Origin of the sequence: Pseudoalteromonas sp. Isolate6, from assembly GCF_022398435.1 — a bacterium.
Taxonomy (GTDB): Bacteria; Pseudomonadota; Gammaproteobacteria; order Enterobacterales; family Alteromonadaceae; genus Pseudoalteromonas; species Pseudoalteromonas galatheae.
In genome coordinates, this window is record NZ_JAKEVK010000020.1 from 21,042 (window position 1) to 44,868 (window position 23,827).

A 23,827-nucleotide genomic window follows, 5' to 3' on the forward strand; every position below is an offset into this window, starting at 1 on the left:
TAGTTAAATTTATAAGTAGGACATTAATCATGGCTTTAACCCATCTCCAGCAACTCGAAGCTGAGAGCATAAAGATCATCCGAGAGGTTGCCGCAGAGTTTGAAAACCCGGTAATGCTGTACTCGATTGGTAAAGACTCGTCGGTACTGCTTCATCTTGCTCGTAAGGCTTTCTACCCTGCGAAGATCCCTTTTCCTCTACTCCATGTTGATACCAATTGGAAATTTAGAGAAATGATCGAGTTTCGCGATAGATTAGCAAAAGAGTACGGATTTGAATTGCTTGTGCACAAAAATCCAGAAGGACTAGAGATGAACATCAGTCCATTTGTTCATGGTTCATCTAAGCATACCGATATCATGAAAACACAAGGCCTGAAGCAAGCGCTAGATCAATATGGCTTTGATGCGGCCTTTGGTGGTGCACGCCGTGATGAGGAAAAATCTCGTGCAAAAGAACGGGTTTATTCATTTAGAGATAAACACCATCGCTGGGATCCTAAAAACCAGCGTCCGGAGTTATGGAATACGTATAACGGTCAAGTGAACCCTGGTGAAAGCATTCGTGTTTTCCCATTATCAAACTGGACTGAACTCGACATTTGGCAATATATCTACCAAGAAAACATTGAAATAGTGCCACTTTACCTCTCTAAGCCAAGACCAGTTGTCGAGCGTAACGGAACGTTAATCATGGTCGATGATGACCGTATGCCGCTTGCTGAAGGTGAAGTGCCTGAAATGAAATCTGTACGCTTCAGAACGCTTGGCTGTTACCCACTAACGGGGGCAGTTGAATCAGAGGCTGATACGCTTACCGGAATTATCGAAGAAATGTTGTTATCTACGTCGTCAGAACGTGAAGGTCGAGTGATTGATCATGACTCATCAGGATCAATGGAGAAGAAAAAGCGCGAGGGGTATTTCTAATGTCAACAGCAAATGAAGTGAAAGAATTAGGCATTGAAACCTACTTAGCACGTCAGCAAGACAAGAGCTTGTTGCGCATGATGACCTGCGGCAGCGTAGATGACGGTAAATCAACGCTGATCGGCCGTTTACTGCACGATAGTCATCAAATCTATGAAGACCAGTTAGCTGCGCTACACAAAGACAATGAAAAAGTCGGCAATGCGGGTGAAGATCTAGATTTAGCGTTACTTGTTGATGGCTTACAAGCGGAGCGTGAGCAAGGTATTACTATTGATGTGGCTTACCGCTATTTCTCAACTGCGAAGCGTAAATTTATTATTGCCGATACGCCGGGACACGAGCAATACACACGTAATATGGTAACAGGTGCTTCGACCAGCGATTTGGCGATTATCCTTGTCGATGCCCGTTATGGTGTACAAGTTCAGACTAAACGCCATAGTTTTATCTGTGATTCACTGGGTATCAGACAGTTCGTTGTCGCGATAAACAAGATGGATATTGTCGACTTTGATGAAGCCGTATTTGAGCGCATAAAAGCTGATTATTTGAAGTTTGCTGAGCAACTGAACGTACGAGATATTCGCTTTGTGCCAATGTCAGCACTTAAAGGCGACAATGTTGTAAACCGCTCAGAAAAAACACCTTATTATCAAGACAAACCATTGCTGGAACTGCTGGAAGATTCTCCTGCAGCAGAGCCTAATCATGGTTTTGAAGCGCGATTCCCGGTGCAATATGTAGTGCGTCCTAACCTAGATTTTCGTGGTTTCCAAGGCACATTAACCTCTGGTAGCTTAAGCGTTGGCCAAGCGGTTAAAGTATTGCCATCAGGTAAGACTTCAACCATCAAAGAACTCGTGACTTTTGATGGCAATCTAACCCAAGTGGAAACCGGGCAAGCATTCACTATCACATTAGCAGACGAAGTCGATGTGAGTCGTGGTGATGTGATTGTGCCTGCTGAGTCCACTGCTCAGGTGACGAACCAGATCACGGCTAAGCTGGTATGGATGCACGAAACACCACTGCAGTTAGGTAAAAGTTATAACCTTAAATTGGGTAGCAAGAAAACTGCGGCAATCGTGAAAAATATCGAGCACACTATCGATGTGAATACACTTGAGCATGGCCAAGCCGATTCATTGTCATTAAATGAAATTGCTATCGTAACCATCGAGCTGACAGAAAATGTCGTTGCGGATGAGTATTTAAATAATCGTGAAACCGGCTCGTTTATCCTAATTGATCGCCTATCTAACCTAACCATAGGTGCAGGTATGGTGGAAACGGTTCAAGCAGCAACAGCAACGTCCTCAAGTCAGTTTAGTGAATTTGAGATTGAGTTTAATGCATTAGTTCGCAAGCACTTCCCTCATTGGCAAGCGCTTGATATTTCGAAGTTAAAATAATGCAATTTAGCCTGTTAGTCGAGGTATGACGTCATTATGGAACAAGTCATTTTAACAGGCATTATGCTAGCGTTAGTCGTGTGTCTTTTTGCCACACGCATTAACGCTGCATGGCTATTCACAGGCGCAATCGCCACCAGTTATTTGACTGGCCTCATCGATCTTGAATCGATGCTGGTGAATTATGCGAATCCTTCTTTAATCACGCTTGTACTACTTATCCTAGTTTCTATTGCGATTGAAAAAACAACCTTAGTCAAAAAACTCGCTCACTCAATGGCGCAAGGTAGTCTCGCAAAAGCGGTGATTAAATTGGGTTTATCCACCGCCTTTTTGTCTTCTTTTACCAATAACACGGCGGTGGTTGCTTCGCTGATCACCACCGTTAAAGAGAGCAAAACACACGCGCCTTCTAAGCTGCTATTGCCGCTTTCTTATACCGCTATTTTAGGTGGTACGTTAACGCTGATAGGTACTTCTACCAATCTTATTGTTAATGGCTTTGCCGTAGAAGCTGGGATGGCGCCGCTGGGTTTTTTTGACTTTACCTTAGTAGGTCTCGCCGTCCTGAGTGTTGGTTTATTGACCATCACGATTATGCTCAAATATTTGCCCGACAACGGCAAAAATAATGATGAGGTCGTGCCGTTTTATTTAGAAGGGAAAGTTGAGCCAAGCTCGAAGCTAGTTGGCCGCACGGTTGAAGAAAACGGCCTGCGCGACCTCAAAGACTTATTTCTTGCTGAAATCATTCGTGGTGAACGACGGATCTGCGCCGTTACGCCACAACAAGAAATTCTTGCTAGTGATGTTCTGCTATTTGTGGGTGACATCAATTCAGTGCCACTGTTACAGCGTTTCGATGGATTAAAGATAGTCCATGATAAACACGAGAAAGATGTTGAGCACTTGGTGGAAGTGGTCGTCAGTCAGTCTTCGCGCTTTCTTGGCAAAACCATTAAAGAGATCCGCTTTAGGGAGCAGTTTCATGCCGCTATTATTGCAATACGTCGTGGTCATGACCGCCTACAAGGTGGGATCGGTCAGGTCGAATTACAAGCAGGCGACTCTTTAATACTTGCCCCAAGCAGCGATTTTTATGCACTCCCCAATCTCAAACGCGAATTTGTGTATATCTCGGGCCTAGATTTACAAACACATCTATCTCGCAATAAGTCCAACACGGTACTTGCGAGTTTTGCGACAGTGGTTGGCCTTAGTATCTTTGGGGTTGTGCCGCTGGTAAAAGGGTTGATTGTGTTACTCGCCGCCCTTGTGGTGCTCGGCACAATTAAAGTCCCAGAGATGAAACGCCGCTTTCCTATTGAGCTTGTCGCTATTGTTGGCAGTGCGATAGGACTAGCTAAGTTAATGATTGAAACCGGACTGGCAGCCGAGATTTCTTCAAGCTTATTGTGGTTGTTAGGGGATTTTGGTCCTTACGGTGCATTTATCGCCATTTTTGTGATGACCGTGATATTTACCGAGCTCATCACTAACAATGCCGCGGCAGCACTTTCATTCCCGGTGGCTTATGCGCTAGCAAGTGGTTTTGGTGTAAACCCACTGCCATTTGTAATGGCGGTAGCCTTTGGCGCATCCGCGAGCTTTATCTCACCTTTTGGCTATCAAACTAACCTCATGGTGTATAGCGCAGGCAACTATCGAATTCGTGATTACGTCACCATGGGACTGCCCTTATCATTGATTTATTCAGCGACGGTACTGACTGTTATTCCACTTGTCTTTCCATTTTCATAGAGCAAAGTATGGACGAAAATATTGTTTGGCATAACTATGCCGTAGATAAAACAAAACGTAGCGAATTAAAAGGTCATAAGCCTTGCGTGCTGTGGTTTACAGGCTTTTCAGGCTCAGGTAAAAGCACCGTGGCCAATGCACTTGAACATGCATTGCAAGCAAAAGGCATACATACCTACCTCCTTGATGGGGATAATGTCAGGCATGGACTGTGTAAAGACTTAGGGTTCAGTGATGAAGACCGCGTCGAAAACATTCGTCGAGTGGGTGAACTCAGCAAACTCATGGTCGATGCGGGACTCATGGTACTCACTGCTTTTATCTCTCCTTTTCAAGCAGAACGAGACATGGTACGTAACTTAGTCGCAAGCGGCGAGTTTATTGAAGTATACCTAGATACGCCGCTTGCAATTTGCGAGCAACGAGACCCTAAAGGTTTGTATAAAAAAGCGCGTGCTGGAGAAATAAAACATTTTACTGGCATAGATTCGGCGTATGAGCCCCCAATTAGTCCAGAAATATGTTTAAATACTTCCGAGCAGTCGCTGGAAGAATCTGTCCAGCAGCTAATACACTATCTACTGTCAAAAAATTTAATAGGGTAAGTCATGAATCATACGGATCTGCTGGAAGAAGTATTAAATCTAAGTATTCGCGCTGGTGAAGCGATTATGGAGATTTATGCCAAGGACTTTAATGTTGAGTATAAAGAAGATGAAAGTCCCGTCACTGAGGCAGATCTCGCTGCACATAAAATTATTGTTGCAGGCCTTAAAACCCTCACTCCCGAAATGCCGATATTAAGTGAAGAAAGCGCGGGAATAGATTGGCAAGAACGCCAACAATGGCAAGAATATTGGCTGGTTGATCCCATTGACGGCACCAAGGAATTCATCAAGAAAAATGGCGAATTTACAGTAAATATTGCACTTATCAATAACGGCGAACCTATTCTCGGTGTTGTTCATGCTCCAGCACTAAATGAGAGCTACCTTGCAGAAAAAAGTATTGGCGCGTTCAAGCAAACGGGTGAAGCTCGCATAGAACTAAAAGTCACAACAAAGCCCAATCAAGGATTAATTAAGGTGGTCGGCTCGCGCTCACACCCTTCACCAGATTTAGCTGAGTACCTTACCCGTTTCGAGCAAGTCGACATGGTGCCTAAAGGTAGCTCACTCAAGTTATGTTTAGTGGCAGAAAGTAAAGCCGATGTTTATCCTCGCCTTGGCCCGACTTCAGAGTGGGACACCGGAGCCGGACACGCAGTGGCAAGTATCGCAGGGGCAAAGGTCAGCCAAGTGAATGGCGAGCCTCTGTGCTACAATCAAAAAGCCGAGTATCTTAACCCCTATTTTGTAGTTTCTAGGTTGGAAGACTAAACGAGACGGTTTTAATAGCTTAAGCTAGTTCACGTAAGACCAGTCGAACTAACGTTCGACTGGTTTGTTGGCTGCGCGAGTTAGAACTTTATCGTATACGCTTTTTAAAACCGCTCTTGGTATTTCAAGCAAAAATACCTCCTTTACGAGCTGCTCCAGCTGGGAAAAGCTCTCTACTGCTGTTTCAGTAACGCTGCCATCGCATTCATGCCATTCAAAATAGCTCTGATTGCGCAGCAAATAGCGATGGCAATCTGTAATTCGAGAAACCACTAGGTTATTCACAAACGCTGCTTCAGGGTGTTGATGGGAATAAAAGTGTGCCACTTCACAATCGGATTCGAACACCTCAGCAAGGTCGACATGATAAAGAGTGAGCGGTGCTTCTCCCTCCTCTAACAAAGTCACTTTGACTGTGTCTGCTGTTTTTTGTACCTGATAAGTCTGCTGACCCTGGATAGTTAAGGCCTGATTGATGTTAATTGGTGCCCGAGGAGATTTCACACCAAAGCCAACATCTACAAGATATTGCTCACCATCTAGCTCTAATAGTGTGATGCGGTGAGAACGAGGGTTGGTTAAACTACCATTCAACATGACTCTTCCCAACACAGGCCTTACATTGAAACCAAGCTGTTGTAGTGCAAGAAATGCTACCTTATTGTGCTCAAAGCAATATCCACCTTGCTTGCCACTTACCAAACGCTCAAAAAGCGGCTGTTCATCAAGGAGTAAGCGCTCTCCGTACATGGCATTGATACTAGAAAAAGAAAAATGAGATTGATGCTTTTGTTGCAGCTCAGTAACAAGCGTAAGCCCCTCTGAACATTGCAAATTCAAACTTTCAAGATATTGATTAATTTTTACTTTTAAATCCATGACTAGCTCCTTAAGTTGATAAGCTTAGGTTAAAACCTCAACCCGACTTTAGGTCAATAGATTATTTTAAAATAATTTTTGGCACTCAAAATGAACCTTAAGTTTAACGTAGCTCAACAAAGCTAAGCATCATTTTTTATTCGCTTTAAGCCTATCAACTGGGCGACTGTAAGCTAACCAAATAATTGATGAACTTCAGCCTTACCTCGAGCCAAACGTTTAGCATTCGCAACACCGAGCGGCTTTGACATAAAATAGCCTTGAGTTTGATGACAATAAAGCCTTGATAACGCATCAAGCTGTGCTGCCGTTTCAATACCTTCGGCTGTCACTACAAGGTTAAAGCTGTTCGCAATGGCACAAATCGCTTCGATCAGTTGCGTCGCCTTACCGCCCTGTTCAATACCTGACATAAATGCCCTATCTATTTTAACGCCATCCACTGGAAGATGATTTAGTCGTGCAAGGCTGCTATAGCCGGTACCAAAGTCATCAATATAAATACCAAATCCCGCTTGATGCAGCTGCTCAAGCGGCCCAATAAGCATATTTTCCTCTGCCATCATAGCGGACTCCGTAAGTTCAAGCTTGATCTGTTCCATCGCAATTCCCTCATCTTTACAACGAGACATTAACCAAGCAGCAAACTCAGGCGATTGGAGCTGCAGTGGAGAAACATTGACAGCTATAAAAAGCATACTGTCCCCTACTTCATTCATAAAACTTAGCGCCTGATCAAACACCCAACGACCAAGCTCCGAAATCTTCGCACATTGTTCTGCAATAGGAATAAATTCCGCGGGACTCACTTCTCCAAGCGTTGGGCTATTCCAACGTAACAGAGCTTCAAATCCTTTTAGATTCTGCCCTTGCTGACAATAGACGGGTTGCAAGTTCAGGCTTAATTCACGTGACATTACCATTGCTTGAAGTGCTTGCTCAATCTGGATTTTTCGACCAGCCTCACAAGCGATTGCATTAGTGAATACATGGTAGGTATTCTTGCCTCGCTTCTTCGCCTCATACATAGCAATATCAGCATCATGTAGTAGTTTCTCAGCATCGTAATTTAGACACGGAACGGTAAAGTGACGTACACCGACACTACCGCTCACAGAATGACTATTGCCCTGGTACAAAAATGGTGCTCGGATCCGCGCAAGAATATCTTCTAATACTCCCTCTATTGGTTGAGGTAGATGTTCATCGTAAATAAGGACGGCGAATTCATCTCCACCAAGTCTAGCAATATCTGCAAAGCTACTAAGCAGCGTGCGCATTCGCGTTGCAAACTCGATAAGTAGCTTATCGCCTGCTTGATGGCCCAAAGTATCGTTTATGAGTTTAAAGCGGTCTAAATCTATATACAGCAGGGTAAATTTTGCGTTTCTACGCTCACGGAGCTTATCAACCAAAGGCACAAAACTTTGGCGATTTAGCAGATCGGTCAAGCTGTCATGTTGCGCTTTATAGTGTAATTGTTCTTGGAATAGTTTCGCCTGAGTTATGTCCGTCACTCTCCCCTCGTATAGGCAACTATCTGGTTGATGCAACCAATTCCCAGAATGTCTAAGCCAGATGTGCTCCCCAGACTCAGCCTTTGCCAGCCACTCCATTTCTTGGTGAGCTCGCTTCATAGCAACAATCTGGTTCCACTGCTCATGACACTCAGGATCTTGCATAAGCACAGCAAAGTTCGTATCAGGCGAAGGAATGCGCCCAGCAAAAAGCAACTGATTGAATGCAGGGTTAGAGTCAATAATATGGCCATGACGATTTAGTACAAACAAACCTTCATGACTATTAAAAAACAAACTTTTATATTTACGCTCTGCAGCGACCTGTTGCTGCAAAGCCCCCAATCGCTTATTAGATTCAATTTGTAATCTGTGGTTCGACACCTCGAGGCTTTTGGTTCTTTCAATCACTAAACTATTGACAGTTTCATTCCGGTTTTTCAGTTGTCTTAGCTGGAGCCACACCAATAAAATACATGCAGCCAAAATAGCTAAAAAGAGTACAATCAGCACACTATGATTATTTAACCAACTTGGATGTAAACACGCCTCATCATACAACTGCATAGTAATAGACAAACCATAAAAATTAATGGTGTGTACCGCACTTGGCGTTAAGCTATTAAGGTCAAAACGTTTCTGCCAATCGGAGCTATAAATAATTTCATTTTTTGAAGAGACCAATATGTGTTGCTTGCGCTGTTGGTAGAGTTGCCCAAATAATGAATCTAGCAACATTGGCAGCTCGAAGCTTAACCCTAATAACGTCTTAAGCTCTCCAAGTCGAGGCTGCTCTATCAAGACACTGAGTTTTTGTCTATCTGGCCAGACATAAGTTGTTAGGTCATTCTCATCTCGCTCTGCAAAAATATCTTGTGCGAGTACACGCGCTTGCCCAACCGTTTGGCCAACTTCAGACACAGGTGCAGCGCGGGTAACCACCAACCACTGTTCAGCCTGTTCCTCTACTTCGCGTCTGACTTTAAAGTCAAAATAACCCCTTTCTCGCTGCACTTTTTCTAAAATAGAGAATTGATCTGGTGAAACCGCCGCGTATGTCTCCATACTCAACCCTAAGTTCGCCGTGGTAAGCTGTGATTGTGCTATCTCGTAAAAGTCAGCATCTTGGTGGGTGTTAAGGTAGGCATCTATCGAATACAGTAGGTGGGCAACGTGCTGCAACTTACCATCTAACAAGTATTCTAAGCGTGTTAATTCTTGTGCCCTTTTACTATCGGACTGATTTTGATAGTAAACATTCACTATCACCCCGACATAAATTAATGTAGCAAATAATAATAATAGCCATAATGCAGGGAAAGCGCGCTTAAAAAGCACTCGAGCTTTAGTGAGCCTGGCGCTTGTAAAAATACGTCGTTTAAGTCTGGACATCTTCATTGAACATTGTATGCTACACCCATTCGATAATAATTCTTATTTGCAATGAATAAAAGTAAACTTTTCCTTTTTTTGCTCTTTTGGGTACATTTTGGTCAAGCGGTTGCGAAGCAGCCCCACACCTCGCAAGTAAACGTCTATTCATTTAGAAAATATGAATTAATTCAACCTGTCCTTAAGGCATTTGAAAAAGAGACTGGGATCACCGTAAACCTAGTAAATGGTAAATCAGCACAACTGCTTGAGCGTCTCAAAAGCGATGGTGCCCACTCAAAGGCCGATGTGTTACTCACCTCCGATCTTATTCAGTTGCATGATTACAAAACACTACTGCGGCCTATCGACAAGATCACAAATTGGCAAGCAGTAAATCATGAACTCAAGGATGATGATAAGCGTTGGATCAGCGTTTCTATAAGGACACGCGCATTATTCCGTAAAAAAGGCGTTTCTACCCCCTTGCCAGAACACTTTTCAGATTTAGATAAAGCACTTTATAAGGGTAAATTTTGCATTCGCCAGTGGTCTCATAGTTATAACTTGACGTTAGCATCGAGCCTCTATGCTTCTTCACATAACAATGACTCCGCATGGCTCAGCCAAGCCAATGCGCTATTAGCAAAGCGCCCTGTTGGAGGAGATAGAGATCAACTGCGAGCGCTTGCACAAGGCCAATGCGAATTCGCGTTGGCAAATCACTACTACTGGAGCATGATGCAGCACTCCGAAAATAAGCGCGACAAGGCCCTTGCCGAACAGCTAGAAATCCACTTTCTGAAAATGCACTCGGGAAAAACGCCTATTTCTACCACGACAGTTGCTATAGCAAAGCACTCACCCAATGCACACAATGCCGAGCTATTTATTGATTTCTTGCTGAAACCGAGTACTCAGTCCATGTATGCTAATTTACTTCATGAATACCCTGTGATTCAGAGCTCGAACACAGCTCCTGCTCCATTTCTTCCCGCCATGCAACAGGTGAAGCTTGGCCTGCAGCAAGTCTCACGAGCCCAGCGAGCCATTAACTCACTCAGCAAAGATCACTTGTAAGTCACAGTTAAATACTGGCACAGGTCCATCGAAAAGCTGCTGCCGGGTAAATGTTTTTGCAGGCTTCGGCCCGTGCAGTGTCTGTACTATATGTTCTCGCTCGGAATACACTTGCTGGTAAGGATGTTGTTCGGGCTTCTCACGCCACGTGAGCGTGAGATATTTACTTTTATAAGTCCAACGCCCCCGATACTCAGTGCCAACTTGCTGCCAATGACCACTAGATTTCAGCTGCAATTGGATAGAATCGTCTTTGCATTGGTGGGCAAATAATAGATCTGGCAATGCTTGAACAGCTCTGTTTTGCACCAAATACAATCCTGCATTATTTGGAGTATAGCGATGCCTTTGCATATTAAATTCAGAGATTGTCAGCGAATCAAAACCAATCTCTCTAACCACATATTCAATCTCCCTATGCCACTTGTCACCTGAAGTCATCGGTGGAATATTCAAGCGTGCATCTTCATATTGTTGAGGTACGGGAAGCTCTGTAAAACGATAATGAATATCTCGCTCTTCTAAAGCTTTAACTAGATCCGCTCTGGTACTGTCATCAAGACCAGACTCAAAAATATGTAGAGTTTGGATGCTACAACCACTCAATAGTAAAGCGGCCATTGCGAAGATACGTTGCATTGTCATCCTTGGTGTTATGCCTCGGTTTGAAATGCACCTAATCTAGGTAGTGCATTTCAACCTCAGTCTTATTAATACCTTAGATTAACACCTAGATAGCCAATTTTGAACAGATGATTTAGGATAGAGAATGTCTTTAAACAATCGATGCTGTTGATGACGTAGGTGCTGTTCCTGACTTGGCAGTCCCGCTTGCACCTGACTATGATGCTCATTGAATCGAGAGATGACCGAAAGCTTATCCTTGGCTTGCGTAAGAGACTCATTGACATAGTGACGTACATCATCCGCGGTCATTAGATCAGTCTTATCTACGTTCATAAGCTCTTTTCTTAATGCTGTGCGAATACCCATCGTTGCCTCCATATAATACTGATAAAAACAAATCGCGTGGTCGGCGTGCAAGATACACACCAAATGCTTCAGTAATGTTAAAGACCTCAGATTTAACGAAAAAGTTTCGTCATTCATCGCAGTAATTTTATATACTGTCGTATAAGACAATGAGGCACTGGTCGTGTTAAGTAAATACGGCATGTTGAGGTTAATTAAATGCAAGATGGGTTTATTGAAATTGAGCTTGAAGAAGAGCCAATAGAATTATGTAACCTTTTGAAAGTACTGGACTTAGCAGAAACTGGTGGACATGCTAAGTTACTGATCACTGAAGGTTATGTAGCAGTCAACGATGAAATATGTACGCAAAAGCGTAAAAAGATTTATTCAGGCGATATTCTGCATTTTGATGGTGATGAATTTCATTTAACCTTAGCACCTGATGCAACGCCACAACCCCGTGCGGTAGCCACACCACGCGCCGAAACGGCACCAAAATCAAGTAAGAAAAAACGACAAAAGTCAGGAAAATCTTACACACAAGTAGACAAAAATACAGGTCGAAAGCCCATTTCCTTTGGCTGATAATTCCACACGCTGACACACTTAATAACAAAAAGGCTCACCTTTTTAGTGCACTGATACCCCGCTAAAGTGCACTTCCCCCTTGAAAAAGTACTCAATCAACACTAGGACTATAAGAAGTATAAAAAAGCAGCAAATCTGCAACTGGTACATTCTATGCACCATGTTTTGCATTTTTAGAACCAAACCAATTCGCTTAATTTGATGCTCTACTTCCCTATTAACATAGAGCAAACCTTAAGTGCAGTTGGTATAAGGAAAGGGTCAAGCATGAATAACTCATATAACACCCTGACTCAGCTTACCGTCGGCGAACGTCAGGTCCATATTCACTCACTTCCAGCTTTAAGCGACAGAGCAAGAAGATTACCGTTTTCGCTTAAAATTTTATTAGAGAATTTACTGCGTCATGAAGATGGCAAAAACGTGACTGCTCAAGACATCGATGCCTTACTCAACTGGAAACCGGAAGATAAACCCAGTAAAGAAGTTGCTTTTACGCCTGCGCGCGTTGTGATGCAAGACTTTACAGGCGTACCGGCCATCGTGGATCTTGCAGCAATGCGTGATGCTATGGCTAAACTCGGCGGAGATCCAAACAAAATCAACCCCTTATCACCCGCTGAAATGGTCATAGACCACTCAGTACAAGTAGACGAATATGGCCACGATGGTGCCTTTGATCTTAATGCTAAGTTAGAGTACCAACGCAATAAAGAGCGCTATGAGTTTTTGCGCTGGGGGCAAGGCGCGTTTGACAATCTAAAAGTGGTGCCACCCGCAACTGGGATCGTGCACCAAGTCAACCTAGAGTATTTAGCACGTGTGGTATTTGAAAAAGAAATCGACGGTATGCCATTCGCTTACCCTGATACATTAGTAGGAACTGACTCTCATACAACAATGATCAATGGCCTTGGTATTTTGGGTTGGGGCGTAGGTGGCATTGAGGCCGAAGCCGCTATGCTTGGTCAGCCAATTTCACTGCTCATTCCTCAGGTCGTTGGTTTTAAACTTGAAGGGCAGTTGCCTGAAGGTACAACCGCAACAGACTTGGTACTCACCGTGACACAAATGCTACGTGAACATGGCGTAGTGGGTAAGTTTGTCGAATTCTTTGGTGATGGTTTAGCAGACTTACCACTTGCTGATCGTGCTACCATCGCCAATATGGCTCCTGAATATGGGGCAACCTGCGGTATTTTCCCCATTGATAACGAAACCCTGGAATATCTGCGATTAACTAATCGTGATGAAGAAAAAATTGCACTGATAGAAGGTTATGCTAAGCATCAAGGTATGTGGCGAGAACCCGGTGATGAACCACTTTACACCGACGTACTGACACTAGACTTAGCGACAGTGGTTCCGAGCCTTGCAGGTCCAAAGCGCCCACAAGATAGAATTCCTCTCAATGACGCAGGCAAAACAATTCAAGCCCATTTAGGTGAATTCCAGCATGAACGCAGTGAAAAAAATGCCGTGTCAGATCAAGATGAAGCTCGCACTGTTGGTGAAGGCGGAACTTCTCGGGTTGCTCAAAATGAGCCCGCAACACTTGGCGTTGGTAAGGTTAAATTTAAAGAGCAAGAGTTTGAATTAGTCGATGGTGCCTGTGTTATTGCCGCTATCACAAGTTGCACAAACACTTCTAACCCAAGTGTTATTCTTGCCGCGGGTCTTGTGGCACAAAAAGCAAAGGCGCTTGGTTTGAAACCTAAGCCTTGGGTGAAAACCTCATTGGCTCCAGGCTCAAAAGTAGTTACCGATTACCTAGAGCAAGCTGACCTTTTAGAACCGCTTGCTGAACTCGGCTTTGACTTAGTCGGCTATGGTTGTACGACTTGTATCGGCAACTCAGGCCCTTTACCAAAAGAAATTAACGAAGCCATCGTTAAACACCAGCTAGTCGTCAGTTCCATTTTATCAGGAAACCGTAACTTTGAGGGGCGGATCCACCAAGATGTAAAAATGAACTTCCTTGCGTCGCCGCCACTTGTCGTTGCCTATGCACTTGCAGGTCGCACTGATATCGATGTCTATAATGAGCCACTGTGCCAAACCGATCATGGACAGGATGTATTCTTAAAAGACATATGGCCATCGGTCTCTGAAGTCAGTGAACTTGTATCTCAGACTGTCACACAAGCCATGTTTGAGAAGAACTATGCTGACGTTTACCAAGGCGACCAACATTGGCAACAAATCGCGGTAAATCAGAGCGAGCGCTATGATTGGCAAGATAGCTCCACTTATATTCGAAAAGCCCCTTTCTTTGATGATATGAGTAAAGAGCCACCTGGGATCCCCAGTATCAAAGGCGCACGCTGCCTCGCCAAATTAGGCGACTCTGTAACGACTGACCACATTTCTCCAGCAGGTAATATTAAAGCCTCGGCACCAGCAGGGGAGTATTTGCAAGCACAAGGAGTAAAGCAAGCTGACTTTAATTCTTATGGTTCGCGTCGTGGTAACCACGAAGTTATGATGCGGGGTACATTCGCAAATGTACGCTTACGCAATCAATTGGCTCCAGGTACCGAAGGTGGTATTACCCGCCTATTACCCGAGGGCGAACTTATGAGTATTTTCGATGCTGCGGAGCAGTACCAACAGCGTAATACGCCACTCGTAGTGCTCGCTGGTAGTGAATACGGTACAGGTTCATCACGGGATTGGGCTGCTAAAGGGTCTTTACTACTTGGTATTAAAGCTGTACTTGCTAAAAGCTATGAACGAATTCACCGTTCTAACCTCATCGGTATGGGGGTACTACCACTGCAGTTTAAATCAGGTGATGGCCACGAGGAACTAGAATTAACAGGTGAAGAAGAGTTCGAAATTGAAGGAATATACGATACATCAACCGAAGTAATAGTCACTGCAACTAATGCGGATGGCAAAGAAGTCAAGTTTTCGGCGGATATCAGGATCGATACCCCCAAAGAGTGGGAGTACTACCAACATGGCGGCATTTTGCAGTATGTATTGAGACAAATGCTTAATTAACCCAACAACATTTAAGGGAGCATAGCGCCGAAGTTGAAAGTCCGCGCTATGCTCTACTTTTATTTCTAGCCTCACAAAAGTTTTTCACTGTTTTCAATCTTGTTACGGTGAAGCAGTACAACCTTAAGTATCAAAGCCGTCCAGTAAAAATAAGTGTAACAGTGTTGAGATCGGCATCGTTTAGATCCGATCCCAAGCCAAATCGCAACGCTGTATGAGCGTTAAACCAGTACTCTGTTTGCAGCTCAACAATAGACTCATTAAACTCTTCTTCTTGCAGCCTCGCTGACACCGCAACCTGCCAGTCTTTGGCAAAGTGATAACCAGCTTGCACTTGCCAAAAGTCCGTATCAGCCGCAACTTTTTGCATTTTCACATCCCATCCAACCCCATCCTCAATCTCGGTATACCTAAAAAAGGGAGCTAGTGCTGTTTCAGTGCTACGTTCATCTACACCAAAGCTATCAAACTCTGAGCGCTGACCGATCAATGTTAAACCTAACTGCATATTACGGCTCACAAAACGACCAACTTGTAACAGCGCAATAGTGTCTTTAGTAGAAGTGAAAAATGCTTCATCATCTCTAAATTGGGTTATATCTACCTCAACCCGCCAATGCCGCCCGATAAACAGCTCAGCATCAGCTTGGTACAGTTGCCAATCATCATTTGAGAACCCGCCAAAAGAGAAGTTATCACTTTTTTGTATATATCCCTGTAAGCTGTACGGTGTGCTATTATTTTCCAGAGTTGTCAGATAATGTTTATACTGAACTCCTAAGAATCCGTCCTCAATTTCTAAAAATTCACCAAAACCGATACTTACTTCATGTGAATTGGCTGCACTCACACCTGAATAAAGTAGCAAGCTAAGTATTGGAAGTACTTTCATGTTTTCCCCTTTTCGATAATGCAAAGATTGTAACGATGAGAAAAAATCGCCATAGTAAAAAAGTGTAAGCATATGTATATAAAAGGAGGACAAACATGTCCATATGGTTTAACCCAATTAGTCTTGAGCTATGTAAATCGTTAGAAGAGGGAGCGACGGGAAAAGGCACGCTCATGAAGACGCTAGGAATAGAAATCAGTGAAGTGGGTGACGACTATCTAGTTGCCACTATGCCAGCCATTCCTGAGCATCATAACCCAATGGGTATGGTTCATGGCGGCGCAAACGTCGCTTTGGCGGAGACTGTTGCAAGCTACGCAGCAAATTTTGTTGTAGATACCGAACAATTCTACTGCGTAGGGCAAGAAATAAATGCGAATCACTTAAAGGCATCAAGAACAGGAATACTCACAGCCGTAGCTAAGCCTGTACACCTAGGAAAACGTTCATCTGTGTGGGAAATCCGTATTACTAACAGTCGCAACGAACTATGCTGCATTTCCAGAATGACCGCCGCGGTTGTATCACGCTAAAACTTGATCTATCACAATTACAAAAAATCAAACCCACCTCACTATTATTGCAACACAAAGAATAGTGAGGTGGTAATGTGTCAACTCAAAAGCTTTGGCCTCTTCATACGCTCATCGTAGTGGGATTAATTTTAATTTTCACGGGCCACACCATGTTAACGAGCGACTGGTTGAACGATCTTGGTCCGAGTGGTTTTATTATTGGTGCGAGCTGTGTCGCGCTCGGTCTCATTTGCTCTTTACCGACTAAAATATATCTGACCATTTTGCTGATGCGTCGAGAGCGCCGCGATTAGCGCATACCAGCTTGATATTGGGACGGTTTTACTGCACCCTGAGCGTCTACGTTTATAAAGGTAATCAGTTTGTGGAAAAGGTCGACACCCTAATTATTGGCGCTGGCGTTGTAGGTTTAGCAATAGCGGCAAAGCTCAGCCATAGCCGCAGCGTTATTGTTATAGATAAAGAATCTCGCGTTGGTGAGCATACGAGTAGCCGAAATAGTGAAGTGATCCACGCAGGCATTTACTACCCCCATGGTAGTTTAAAACACCAGCTATGCGTTAGAGGGAAAGCGCTTCTTTATACACACTGTGAGCAGCTAAACATTCCCTATCAGCGACTCGGAAAATTCATTGTCGCGACAAACGACGAGGAAGCGCAAAGCCTAGAAAAAATTAAGACTCGTGCCCATACTAACTCTGTCACAGACATTGACTTTGCTTCATCCAAACTAATCAAGCAACAGCTTAGCTATTTGAAAATACATAGCGCACTATTCTCCCCCTCCACCGGTATTTTAGATAGTCACCAATTTATGTTGTCACTCATCGCTGAGATTGAAAGTAATGGGGGGATTGTCGCAACGCAAAGTGAGTTTATTCACGCACAGCAATTAGACAGTGATTTTATTGTTGCGATGCGCTGCAATGGCGAGCTGTTCGAAATGGGCTGCAGCCAGCTGATAAACAGCGCCGGACTGAACGCGCCAGATGTATTCAATAAAGTTACCGGTGATAGCGACAAAGCCTTCGCCTATTATTGTCGTGGCCGTTACTATCGCTATCAGGGCAAGCACCCTTTTCAACAGCTCATCTATCCTCTACCTAACACGCATGGATTGGGCGTACACGCGACATTAGATTTAGCTGGGCAACTTAAGTTTGGTCCTGATACCGACTATATTGAAAACATTGATTACCAATTTGATGATTCCGAAAAAGCGCACTTTGTCGCCGCAATAAAACGATACTGGCCAACTCTGGATGAGAGCAGACTAACAGCGGATTACACTGGAATAAGACCCAAGTTAAGCAAAGAAAAGCAAAGTGACTTTGTAATTCAGTTCGAGGCAGCACATGGAATATCAGGCTTTGTTAACTTAATGGCAATTGAGTCACCAGGATTGACTGCGAGTCTCGCCATTGCAGAATATATTGAACAACGACTTTAGCGCTGGTTTTCCTCCAGCGCCTTTTCAAGCTGTTTCTTTCTATCATCCATTAGCTGTTGGACGTTTTTCGCATCTTCCATCACCTGCTTTACCGCTTTTGGATTTAATGCCGTTGGTAATGCCGAAGCGGTTTCTTTACTTGCGACTTGCTCTGGTTGTTTATTCAAAATGCTAGTGTCTTCGGCTGCTACCACGGTAATTTTACGTTCGTCTAATTGGTAATGCTGCGACTCGCCGTTTGGGTTGGGTTTATCTGAGTAATGCCATTGTCCTTTGGCATCCTGCCAACGATACACTTGTAGCAAAGGTGTGGGCTGTTGAGTGTCGTCACTCACTAGTTCCTTAGTGTGTGTCTTCACTTTCTCAAGCGCTGTCACACCTTGATAGGTTAATTCTGTTACCTGCTGCTCAACCTTGTTGGTCAACGAATTTACACTTAACCATGGTTTTCCATCAGGGCGCTTCAATACAAATAAACTGGCTAACGCCACCAGCATTATCATAATCATCAAGTAACTTGCGGCTTTCATCTTCATACTCTGACTTTCCTTAGAGCCCATACTTTAACAGGATCTGCTTAAATTGCTCAGTTTTTTTGAAGTCGGTATAAAAGTGATTAAAGTCATCACACAATTTTTTCGCTCTTTGAGTGCGACCAAACTGCAATTGCAACGGCGCCACATCAGAAACCCCATGCACGCTGATCGTACTTTTGAATACTGGATATTTCAGCTGTAACCAACGCAGTGTTGGTTCGCCAACAATAGAGAAAGCGAGACCTTTGTCACTTCCTCCTGCAAGCACGGACAAGATATCAAATTCTGAGTAATAGTCTTTGCGCTGCAGCAAGTTATTATCAAAAGACAGCTCTAACTGAGGGTAGGTATAGCCAAATCGACCTAAAAATAAACGTTCATTTAAGCCATTTATATCAAATTTCCCACTCTCCTTGTGTGTAACAAATACATCTTCAACCGTATAAATTGGCTCACTCCAACACATTTGCATTGTGCCACGATACCAATGCTCAGACTCCATACGCACATCGACATTCCCTCGTTCAATTGCTATGGAAGAACGCTTTTCTGGATAAACTAGATAATGTGGTTGGTAGTGATATTGAGCCGAAAATAGCTCAAAAATATCGATCAGCACTCCCTGCTCTTGAGCATGCTCAATAATAAAAGGAGGATAATACTGAACTGCAAAATTGATAAACGTTTTGCTCTCTTCTGCTGCTTTAGCCTGCCCGAAAAAAAACAGAGCACAACTAAGTAACAGTCTTGTCTTGGGTAAGTAGATCAAAGCCACCTCCAAGACCTTGAACAAATAATAGACTAAGTATGACCGATCGCAGGGAATTTCCAAGTCAAAAAACCAGCCACACTCAAATCTGCTAAATGGACATTGGGGGTCTAAATACCATCACCATCAATATGCAGCCCACACTCACGATTCAAACCGAAGAAGCGTGTTTCTTCCTCTGTCATGCCGGGCTCAAGCTTACGGGTGGTGTGAACATCCCCCATAGAAACATAACCTTGTTCCCAGAGCGGGTGATAAGGTAAATCAAATTTTGTAAGATATTGATATACATCACGATTATGCCAGTCAATAATAGGGTAAAACTTGACCGTGCCGCGGCTGAGCTCAACGATTGGCTTATCCGCACGTGTTGAGGATTGTTGACGACGTAAGCCACTGAACCAAGTGCCAGCGCTAAGTTCACGCAACGCTTGAGTCATTGGCTCAACTTTATTCAGTGTATTGTATTTTTTAATACCCTCTTCGCCTTGCTCCCATAACTTACCATACACCGCTTCTTGCCAAGCCGGGCTCTGTTTAGCTCGATATACCTTAAGGTTGAGTGCCAAACGCTCTGACAGTGATTCAATAAATTGATACGTCTCAGGAAACAAATAACCTGTATCGGTAAGTACCACGGGAATATCAGGCTGCTGCTGGGTCAAAAGATGTAACATAACCGCAGCTTGAATACCGAAACTAGAAGACAAAAAGTGAGTATCCGGTAAGTTTTCCAGTGCCCAAGCCACTCTCTGCTCGGCAGTTTTATCACTCAGCAGGGCATTAGCATCCGCGAGTAGCATCTGCTGAGTTGCACTGTCCAGAGTCAATATTTGCTTAAAATCACTCATTTTCTCATCCAATGGGCAGCAGAGCTGCCCGTTCTAAATCAAGCGTGGAAATCAGTTTTTGACACTTTGACTTCCGCAACGATTTCTTTGCGGATGACATAGTCACCAAAACATTCGTCTTCGTTGCGCTCACTGACCCACTGACCAATCAACTCATCTAGCGCTGGCAGGAAGACGTCTTCACCAACATTCTCCAAATACAGCTTAGGAATGCGAGTACCGGCACGGTTACCACCTAAATACATATTGTATTTACCAGGACCTTTACCCACGAATCCAACCTCAGCTAGCATCGCTCGACCACAGCCGTTAGGGCAACCAACTACACGAAGGATAATATTCTCTTCAGCAACCTCATGCTTGGCGAGCAACTCTTCTACCTTTGTCACAAGCTCAGGTAAGTAACGCTCTGCCTCAGCCATCGCAAGTGGACACGTCGGTAACGATACACATGCCATTGAGTTCTTGCGCTGCTCTGAATGCTGGTTATCTATCAAACCATGCTCGTGGGCAATTTGTTCGATTTGCGCTTTATCTTCAGCCGCAACTCCCGCAATAATTAAATTTTGATTTGCAGTCATGCGGAAATCCCCTTTGTGGATTTCTGCAATTTTGCGACAACCTGTTTTTAGCGGTTTATCTGGGAAATCTAAAATACGGCCATTTTCGATAAACACCGTTAAGTGATGCTTACCATCAATACCTTCAACCCAACCAAAACGGTCACCACGGTGGGTGAATTCATAAGGACGGCTTGGCTCAAATTTCATACCGGCACGGTTTTCAACTTCCGCTTTAAACGCCTCAGTGCCAAATGTATCTAGCGTATATTTAGTTTTTGCATTTTTACGGTTTACTCGGTTACCCCAGTCACGTTGCACAGAGACCACATGCTCAGCAACGGCAAGCGTGTGCTCAAGCGGAATAAAGCCAAGGTCATCAGCTTTGCGTGGATAGGTATTAACGTCACCATGGGTCATCGCCAAACCACCACCCACAAGCACATTAAAGCCAACTAGCTTGCCCTCATCTGCAATAGCAACAAAGTTGAGGTCATTGGCATGCACGTCTACCTCGTTATTTGGTGGTATGGTTACCGTGGTTTTGAACTTACGTGGTAAATACGTATCACCCAAAATCGGCTCGGCCGTTGTTTCCGTTTTTTCACCATTCAACCAGATCTCAGCGTAAGCTTTGGTTTTTGGTAGCAAGTGTTCTGAAATTTTAGCCGCCCACTCGTACGCTTCTTGGTGTAACTCAGACTCGACCGGGTTAGTTGTACATAACACGTTGCGGTTTACATCACCTGCCGTCGCAATAGAATCAATACCTACGCTATTCAGCAGCTGGTGCATCCCTTTGATGTTTGGCTTCAATACACCGTGGAACTGGAAAGTTTGACGCGTTGTTAGACGAATGCTCCCATACATAGTTTTATCCGCTGCAAACTCGTCAATCGCCAACCACTGATGTGGTTTAATGATACCGCCAGGCATACGAGCGCGAAGCATCACGTTATGCAATGGCTCAAGGCGTTGCTTAGTACGCTCAGGGCGGATATCGCGGTCGTCTTGCTGATACATACCGTGGAAACGGATCAATTGGAAGTTATCCGCAGTAAAGCCACCGGTTAGCTGATCGGTCAGATCCGTTGAAATTGTGCCACGTAAGTGGGCACTTTGTGACTTCAAACGCTCATTATCAGAAAACTTTGCGTTTGCATCGAGCTTACTATTCGGTTTGATTTCAGAGTTGCTCATTGTCTTTCCTACATTAAAATTGGCTGACGGTATAACAAGACGCGTTAGTAAACGTCTTTCTGATAACGGTTTGCGCTACGCAATGCTTTAAGATATTGCTCAGCTTGTTCATCATCTTTCCCTCCATGGGTTTTAATGATGTCGATAAGTGCTTGGTGTACATCTTTGGCCATTCTGCTAGCGTCACCACAGACATAAAAATGGGCGCCCTTTTCAAGCCATGCAAATACAGCTTCGCCCTTCTCGCGCAGTCTATCTTGCACGTAAATCTTTTCTGCCTGATCACGGCTAAATGCCAAATCTACATGTGTTAATAAACCCGACTTTACATACTTTTGAATTTCTACTTGATAAAGGAAATCTTCCGTAAAGTGTGGATTACCAAAGAACAGCCAGTTTTCACCCTCTGCGTCACGCGCCTCACGCTCTTGCAAAAAGGCTCTGAACGGTGCGATACCTGTACCTGGGCCAACCATAATCACAGGTGTGGCATTGTCCGCTGGTAATCTAAAGTTATCGTTGTGCTCACTGAATACTTTCACTTTCGTGCCTTCTTCAGCTCGATTCGCTAAATAACCAGAGCAGCCGCCAAAGTGTTTTTCACCAAAGGTATCAAATTCAACTAACCCTACGGTTAAATGCACCTCTTCTTCCACCTCTGCTTGGCTTGACGCGATAGAGTACAGGCGTGCTTGCAATTTGCGACAGCAATCAACTAGCGCTTGCGCCTCAATGTTCGCAGGGTTTTGCTTAATCACATCAAAGATTTGTCGCTCTTCAATATACGCACGCAATGCCGCTTTATCGTTTGCAAGTGCGCTTAACTCCTCATTCCCAGTTGCAATCGCATACTTCTCAACGAAACCGGGATATGACTGTGTTAGCTCAAGGTGTTCAATTAATGCTGTTTCTAACGAAACGGTGAGTTCACCTATTTTTACGGTTTGCGCTTTGTCGAGTTTTAAGACATCGATCACCGCTGCCACTTCTTGTGGGTCATTTAAGAAGTACACGCCAAGTGAATCACCCGGCTGATAAGTGATATCGGAACCTTCAAGGGAAATTTCAATGTGACGCACATCTTTGCTTGAGTTTCTGCCGGTGATCTTTTGTACCACACTCAGCTCAGCCGCAAATGGATTTTGCTTTGTATATTGGCTCGCTGCGGCCTTAGGCGCACCAAACGGCATGCTGATAACGTTACCACCACCTGCTTGCTGCTGAGCTTTAAGCGAAGGCTCTAATGCATCTAGCGCCTGTGCGATCCACGCCTCAGCTTCAGCCTCATAATCCACATCTAAGTCAGCTCGCGGCACAACAATTTCAGCGCCAAGCGCAGCCAAGCGCGCTTCAAAATCCTTTGCTGTTTGGCAGAAGAATTCATAACTTGAATCACCAAGGCCAATCACTGCTTGCTTTACACCTTCCAGCTTAGGCGCCTTTTTACCTGCTAAGAATTCATGCAATGCTTCTGCATCTTCTGGTGGCTCACCCTCACCGTAAGTAGAGACAGCAATCACTAAGAACTTCTCTTTCTTCAGGTTGGCAGGTTTGTAGTCAGCCATATTGACTAACTTAGTTGTCAAGCCACGCGCTTCCGCCTGAGCTTTAATTTGGTTTGCAACCCCTTTTGCGTTACCAGTTTGTGAACCAAATAAAATAGTCAGAGGTGCAGACTCGTCAGCGCCCGCTGTTGCTTGTCCAGCAATACCTGATAATGCAGCTGAATTTGCGGTTGCAGCTAAGTAGCCACTCACCCATGCCTGTTGGATTGGATTTAACTCTCCAACTAAGCCTTGTAGTTTTTGCAGTTGTTCATGTGTCAGCGGACTTGCTGCAGCATTAAGTTGACTTAACAACATCATGGATCCCCGTACCCAAAAGGTTTTGCTTGCTCATTGCATCACTGGCTCGCACAGAGCGTAGCCTACTTTTATTAGCGTGAAGCATACGTGGCAAATTGAGAGATCAAAAAGAATAGAATCTGCTTTTATATTCCTTTTAGTTATTGAAGATCGAAAAGTCCAAAGAAAACAGATTAAAAGAAGTTCGATATTTAACCGCCAAAAAGTTTAACATTGCCGTAACAGTTTTGATGCAAAATCAAACTGTCATATACAGACAAACTAATAA

At 44.0% G+C, this 23,827-nt stretch carries 21 protein-coding genes; 11 read left to right on the forward strand and 10 right to left on the reverse strand.

The genetic code is table 11. The features are described 5' to 3' along the window. Positions 1 to 29: 29 nt before the first annotated feature. Genes cysD through cysQ form a run of 5 tightly spaced genes read left to right on the forward strand, consistent with a single transcriptional unit; the run spans position 30 to position 5,484 of the window. Positions 30 to 929, forward strand: coding sequence for a sulfate adenylyltransferase subunit CysD (cysD, locus tag L1D50_RS04850; RefSeq protein ID WP_128725822.1), 900 nt, complete (start codon positions 30 to 32; stop codon positions 927 to 929). Further along, positions 929 to 2,344, forward strand: coding sequence for a sulfate adenylyltransferase subunit CysN (gene cysN / locus L1D50_RS04855; protein WP_128725823.1), 1,416 nt, complete (start codon positions 929 to 931; stop codon positions 2,342 to 2,344). The genes cysD and cysN overlap by 1 nt, the downstream gene beginning before the upstream one ends. Positions 2,345 to 2,377: 33 nt before the next feature. Then, positions 2,378 to 4,105, forward strand: a complete 1,728-nt coding sequence (locus L1D50_RS04860) for an SLC13 family permease (RefSeq protein WP_239965628.1) — start codon at positions 2,378 to 2,380, stop codon at positions 4,103 to 4,105. Between the two features lie 8 nt (positions 4,106 to 4,113). Beyond that, positions 4,114 to 4,710, forward strand: a complete 597-nt coding sequence (gene cysC, locus L1D50_RS04865; RefSeq protein WP_010376239.1) for an adenylyl-sulfate kinase — start codon at positions 4,114 to 4,116, stop codon at positions 4,708 to 4,710. Between the two features lie 3 nt (positions 4,711 to 4,713). Then, complete coding sequence (gene cysQ / locus L1D50_RS04870) at positions 4,714 to 5,484, forward strand: 3'(2'),5'-bisphosphate nucleotidase CysQ (RefSeq protein ID WP_239965622.1); 771 nt, start codon at positions 4,714 to 4,716, stop codon at positions 5,482 to 5,484. 48 nt (positions 5,485 to 5,532) lie between these two features. Here cysQ and L1D50_RS04875 read toward each other — a convergent pair whose 3' ends face one another. Together L1D50_RS04875 and L1D50_RS23535 are read right to left on the reverse strand one after the other, a co-directional pair. Continuing rightward, complete coding sequence (locus L1D50_RS04875) at positions 5,533 to 6,363, reverse strand: arylamine N-acetyltransferase (RefSeq protein ID WP_239965623.1); 831 nt, start codon at positions 6,361 to 6,363, stop codon at positions 5,533 to 5,535. Positions 6,364 to 6,536: 173 nt separating this feature from the next. Next, positions 6,537 to 9,143, reverse strand: coding sequence for an EAL domain-containing protein (locus tag L1D50_RS23535; protein WP_239965624.1), 2,607 nt, complete (start codon positions 9,141 to 9,143; stop codon positions 6,537 to 6,539). Positions 9,144 to 9,350: 207 nt separating this feature from the next. Between L1D50_RS23535 and L1D50_RS04885 the strand changes: the two genes are divergently transcribed. Beyond that, positions 9,351 to 10,331 carry an extracellular solute-binding protein gene (locus tag L1D50_RS04885; RefSeq protein WP_239965625.1) on the forward strand — a complete coding sequence of 327 codons (981 nt, stop codon included), beginning with the start codon at positions 9,351 to 9,353 and terminating at the stop codon, positions 10,329 to 10,331. Here the strand turns inward: L1D50_RS04885 and L1D50_RS04890 are convergent. Both L1D50_RS04890 and L1D50_RS04895 read right to left on the reverse strand, forming a co-directional pair. Then, positions 10,308 to 10,970 carry a hypothetical protein gene (locus L1D50_RS04890; RefSeq protein ID WP_128725829.1) on the reverse strand — a complete coding sequence of 221 codons (663 nt, stop codon included), beginning with the start codon at positions 10,968 to 10,970 and terminating at the stop codon, positions 10,308 to 10,310. The two genes, L1D50_RS04885 and L1D50_RS04890, sit on opposite strands and share 24 nt — an antisense overlap. Positions 10,971 to 11,054: 84 nt before the next feature. After that, positions 11,055 to 11,324 (reverse strand): hypothetical protein, encoded by a 270-nt coding sequence (locus tag L1D50_RS04895; protein WP_128725830.1) that lies wholly within the window; start codon positions 11,322 to 11,324, stop codon positions 11,055 to 11,057. 198 nt (positions 11,325 to 11,522) lie between these two features. Between L1D50_RS04895 and L1D50_RS04900 the strand changes: the two genes are divergently transcribed. Both L1D50_RS04900 and acnA read left to right on the forward strand, forming a co-directional pair. Next, complete coding sequence (locus L1D50_RS04900; protein ID WP_138523018.1) at positions 11,523 to 11,891, forward strand: RNA-binding S4 domain-containing protein; 369 nt, start codon at positions 11,523 to 11,525, stop codon at positions 11,889 to 11,891. 270 nt (positions 11,892 to 12,161) lie between these two features. Beyond that, on the forward strand, positions 12,162 to 14,900 hold the full coding sequence (gene acnA / locus L1D50_RS04905) for an aconitate hydratase AcnA (protein WP_138523016.1): 2,739 nt from the start codon (positions 12,162 to 12,164) through the stop codon (positions 14,898 to 14,900). A 130-nt stretch (positions 14,901 to 15,030) separates the two neighbouring features. Here the strand turns inward: acnA and L1D50_RS04910 are convergent, their stop codons facing one another. Next, a complete protein-coding gene (locus L1D50_RS04910) occupies positions 15,031 to 15,792 on the reverse strand; it encodes a hypothetical protein (RefSeq protein WP_128725833.1) in 762 nt (253 codons plus the stop codon). A 95-nt stretch (positions 15,793 to 15,887) separates the two neighbouring features. Here L1D50_RS04910 and L1D50_RS04915 point away from each other — a divergent pair, with 95 nt between their 5' ends. The 3 genes from L1D50_RS04915 to L1D50_RS04925 all read left to right on the forward strand — a co-directional run bounded on the left by L1D50_RS04915 (position 15,888) and on the right by L1D50_RS04925 (position 17,778). Next, entirely contained in the window at positions 15,888 to 16,325 is a 438-nt protein-coding gene (locus tag L1D50_RS04915) for a hotdog fold thioesterase (protein ID WP_128725834.1), read from the forward strand. Positions 16,326 to 16,402: 77 nt separating this feature from the next. Next, entirely contained in the window at positions 16,403 to 16,621 is a 219-nt protein-coding gene (locus L1D50_RS04920; RefSeq protein ID WP_128725835.1) for a hypothetical protein, read from the forward strand. A 71-nt stretch (positions 16,622 to 16,692) separates the two neighbouring features. Next, on the forward strand, positions 16,693 to 17,778 hold the full coding sequence (locus tag L1D50_RS04925; RefSeq protein ID WP_239965626.1) for an NAD(P)/FAD-dependent oxidoreductase: 1,086 nt from the start codon (positions 16,693 to 16,695) through the stop codon (positions 17,776 to 17,778). On the opposite strand, the gene L1D50_RS04930 is transcribed toward L1D50_RS04925, so the two are convergent. From L1D50_RS04930 to L1D50_RS04950, 5 genes are all read right to left on the reverse strand, one after another. Continuing rightward, entirely contained in the window at positions 17,775 to 18,314 is a 540-nt protein-coding gene (locus tag L1D50_RS04930; RefSeq protein ID WP_128725837.1) for a DUF4124 domain-containing protein, read from the reverse strand. The two genes, L1D50_RS04925 and L1D50_RS04930, sit on opposite strands and share 4 nt — an antisense overlap. Before the next feature lie 13 nt (positions 18,315 to 18,327). Continuing rightward, positions 18,328 to 19,089, reverse strand: a complete 762-nt coding sequence (locus L1D50_RS04935) for an amino acid ABC transporter substrate-binding protein (protein WP_128725838.1) — start codon at positions 19,087 to 19,089, stop codon at positions 18,328 to 18,330. Positions 19,090 to 19,193: 104 nt separating this feature from the next. Further along, positions 19,194 to 19,934, reverse strand: coding sequence for a phosphoadenylyl-sulfate reductase (locus L1D50_RS04940; protein ID WP_138523010.1), 741 nt, complete (start codon positions 19,932 to 19,934; stop codon positions 19,194 to 19,196). 38 nt (positions 19,935 to 19,972) lie between these two features. Further along, positions 19,973 to 21,694 (reverse strand): assimilatory sulfite reductase (NADPH) hemoprotein subunit, encoded by a 1,722-nt coding sequence (cysI, locus tag L1D50_RS04945; protein ID WP_239965627.1) that lies wholly within the window; start codon positions 21,692 to 21,694, stop codon positions 19,973 to 19,975. A gap of 44 nt (positions 21,695 to 21,738) precedes the next feature. Continuing rightward, positions 21,739 to 23,556, reverse strand: coding sequence for an assimilatory sulfite reductase (NADPH) flavoprotein subunit (locus L1D50_RS04950; protein ID WP_239965629.1), 1,818 nt, complete (start codon positions 23,554 to 23,556; stop codon positions 21,739 to 21,741). Between the last annotated feature and the right edge of the window lie 271 nt (positions 23,557 to 23,827).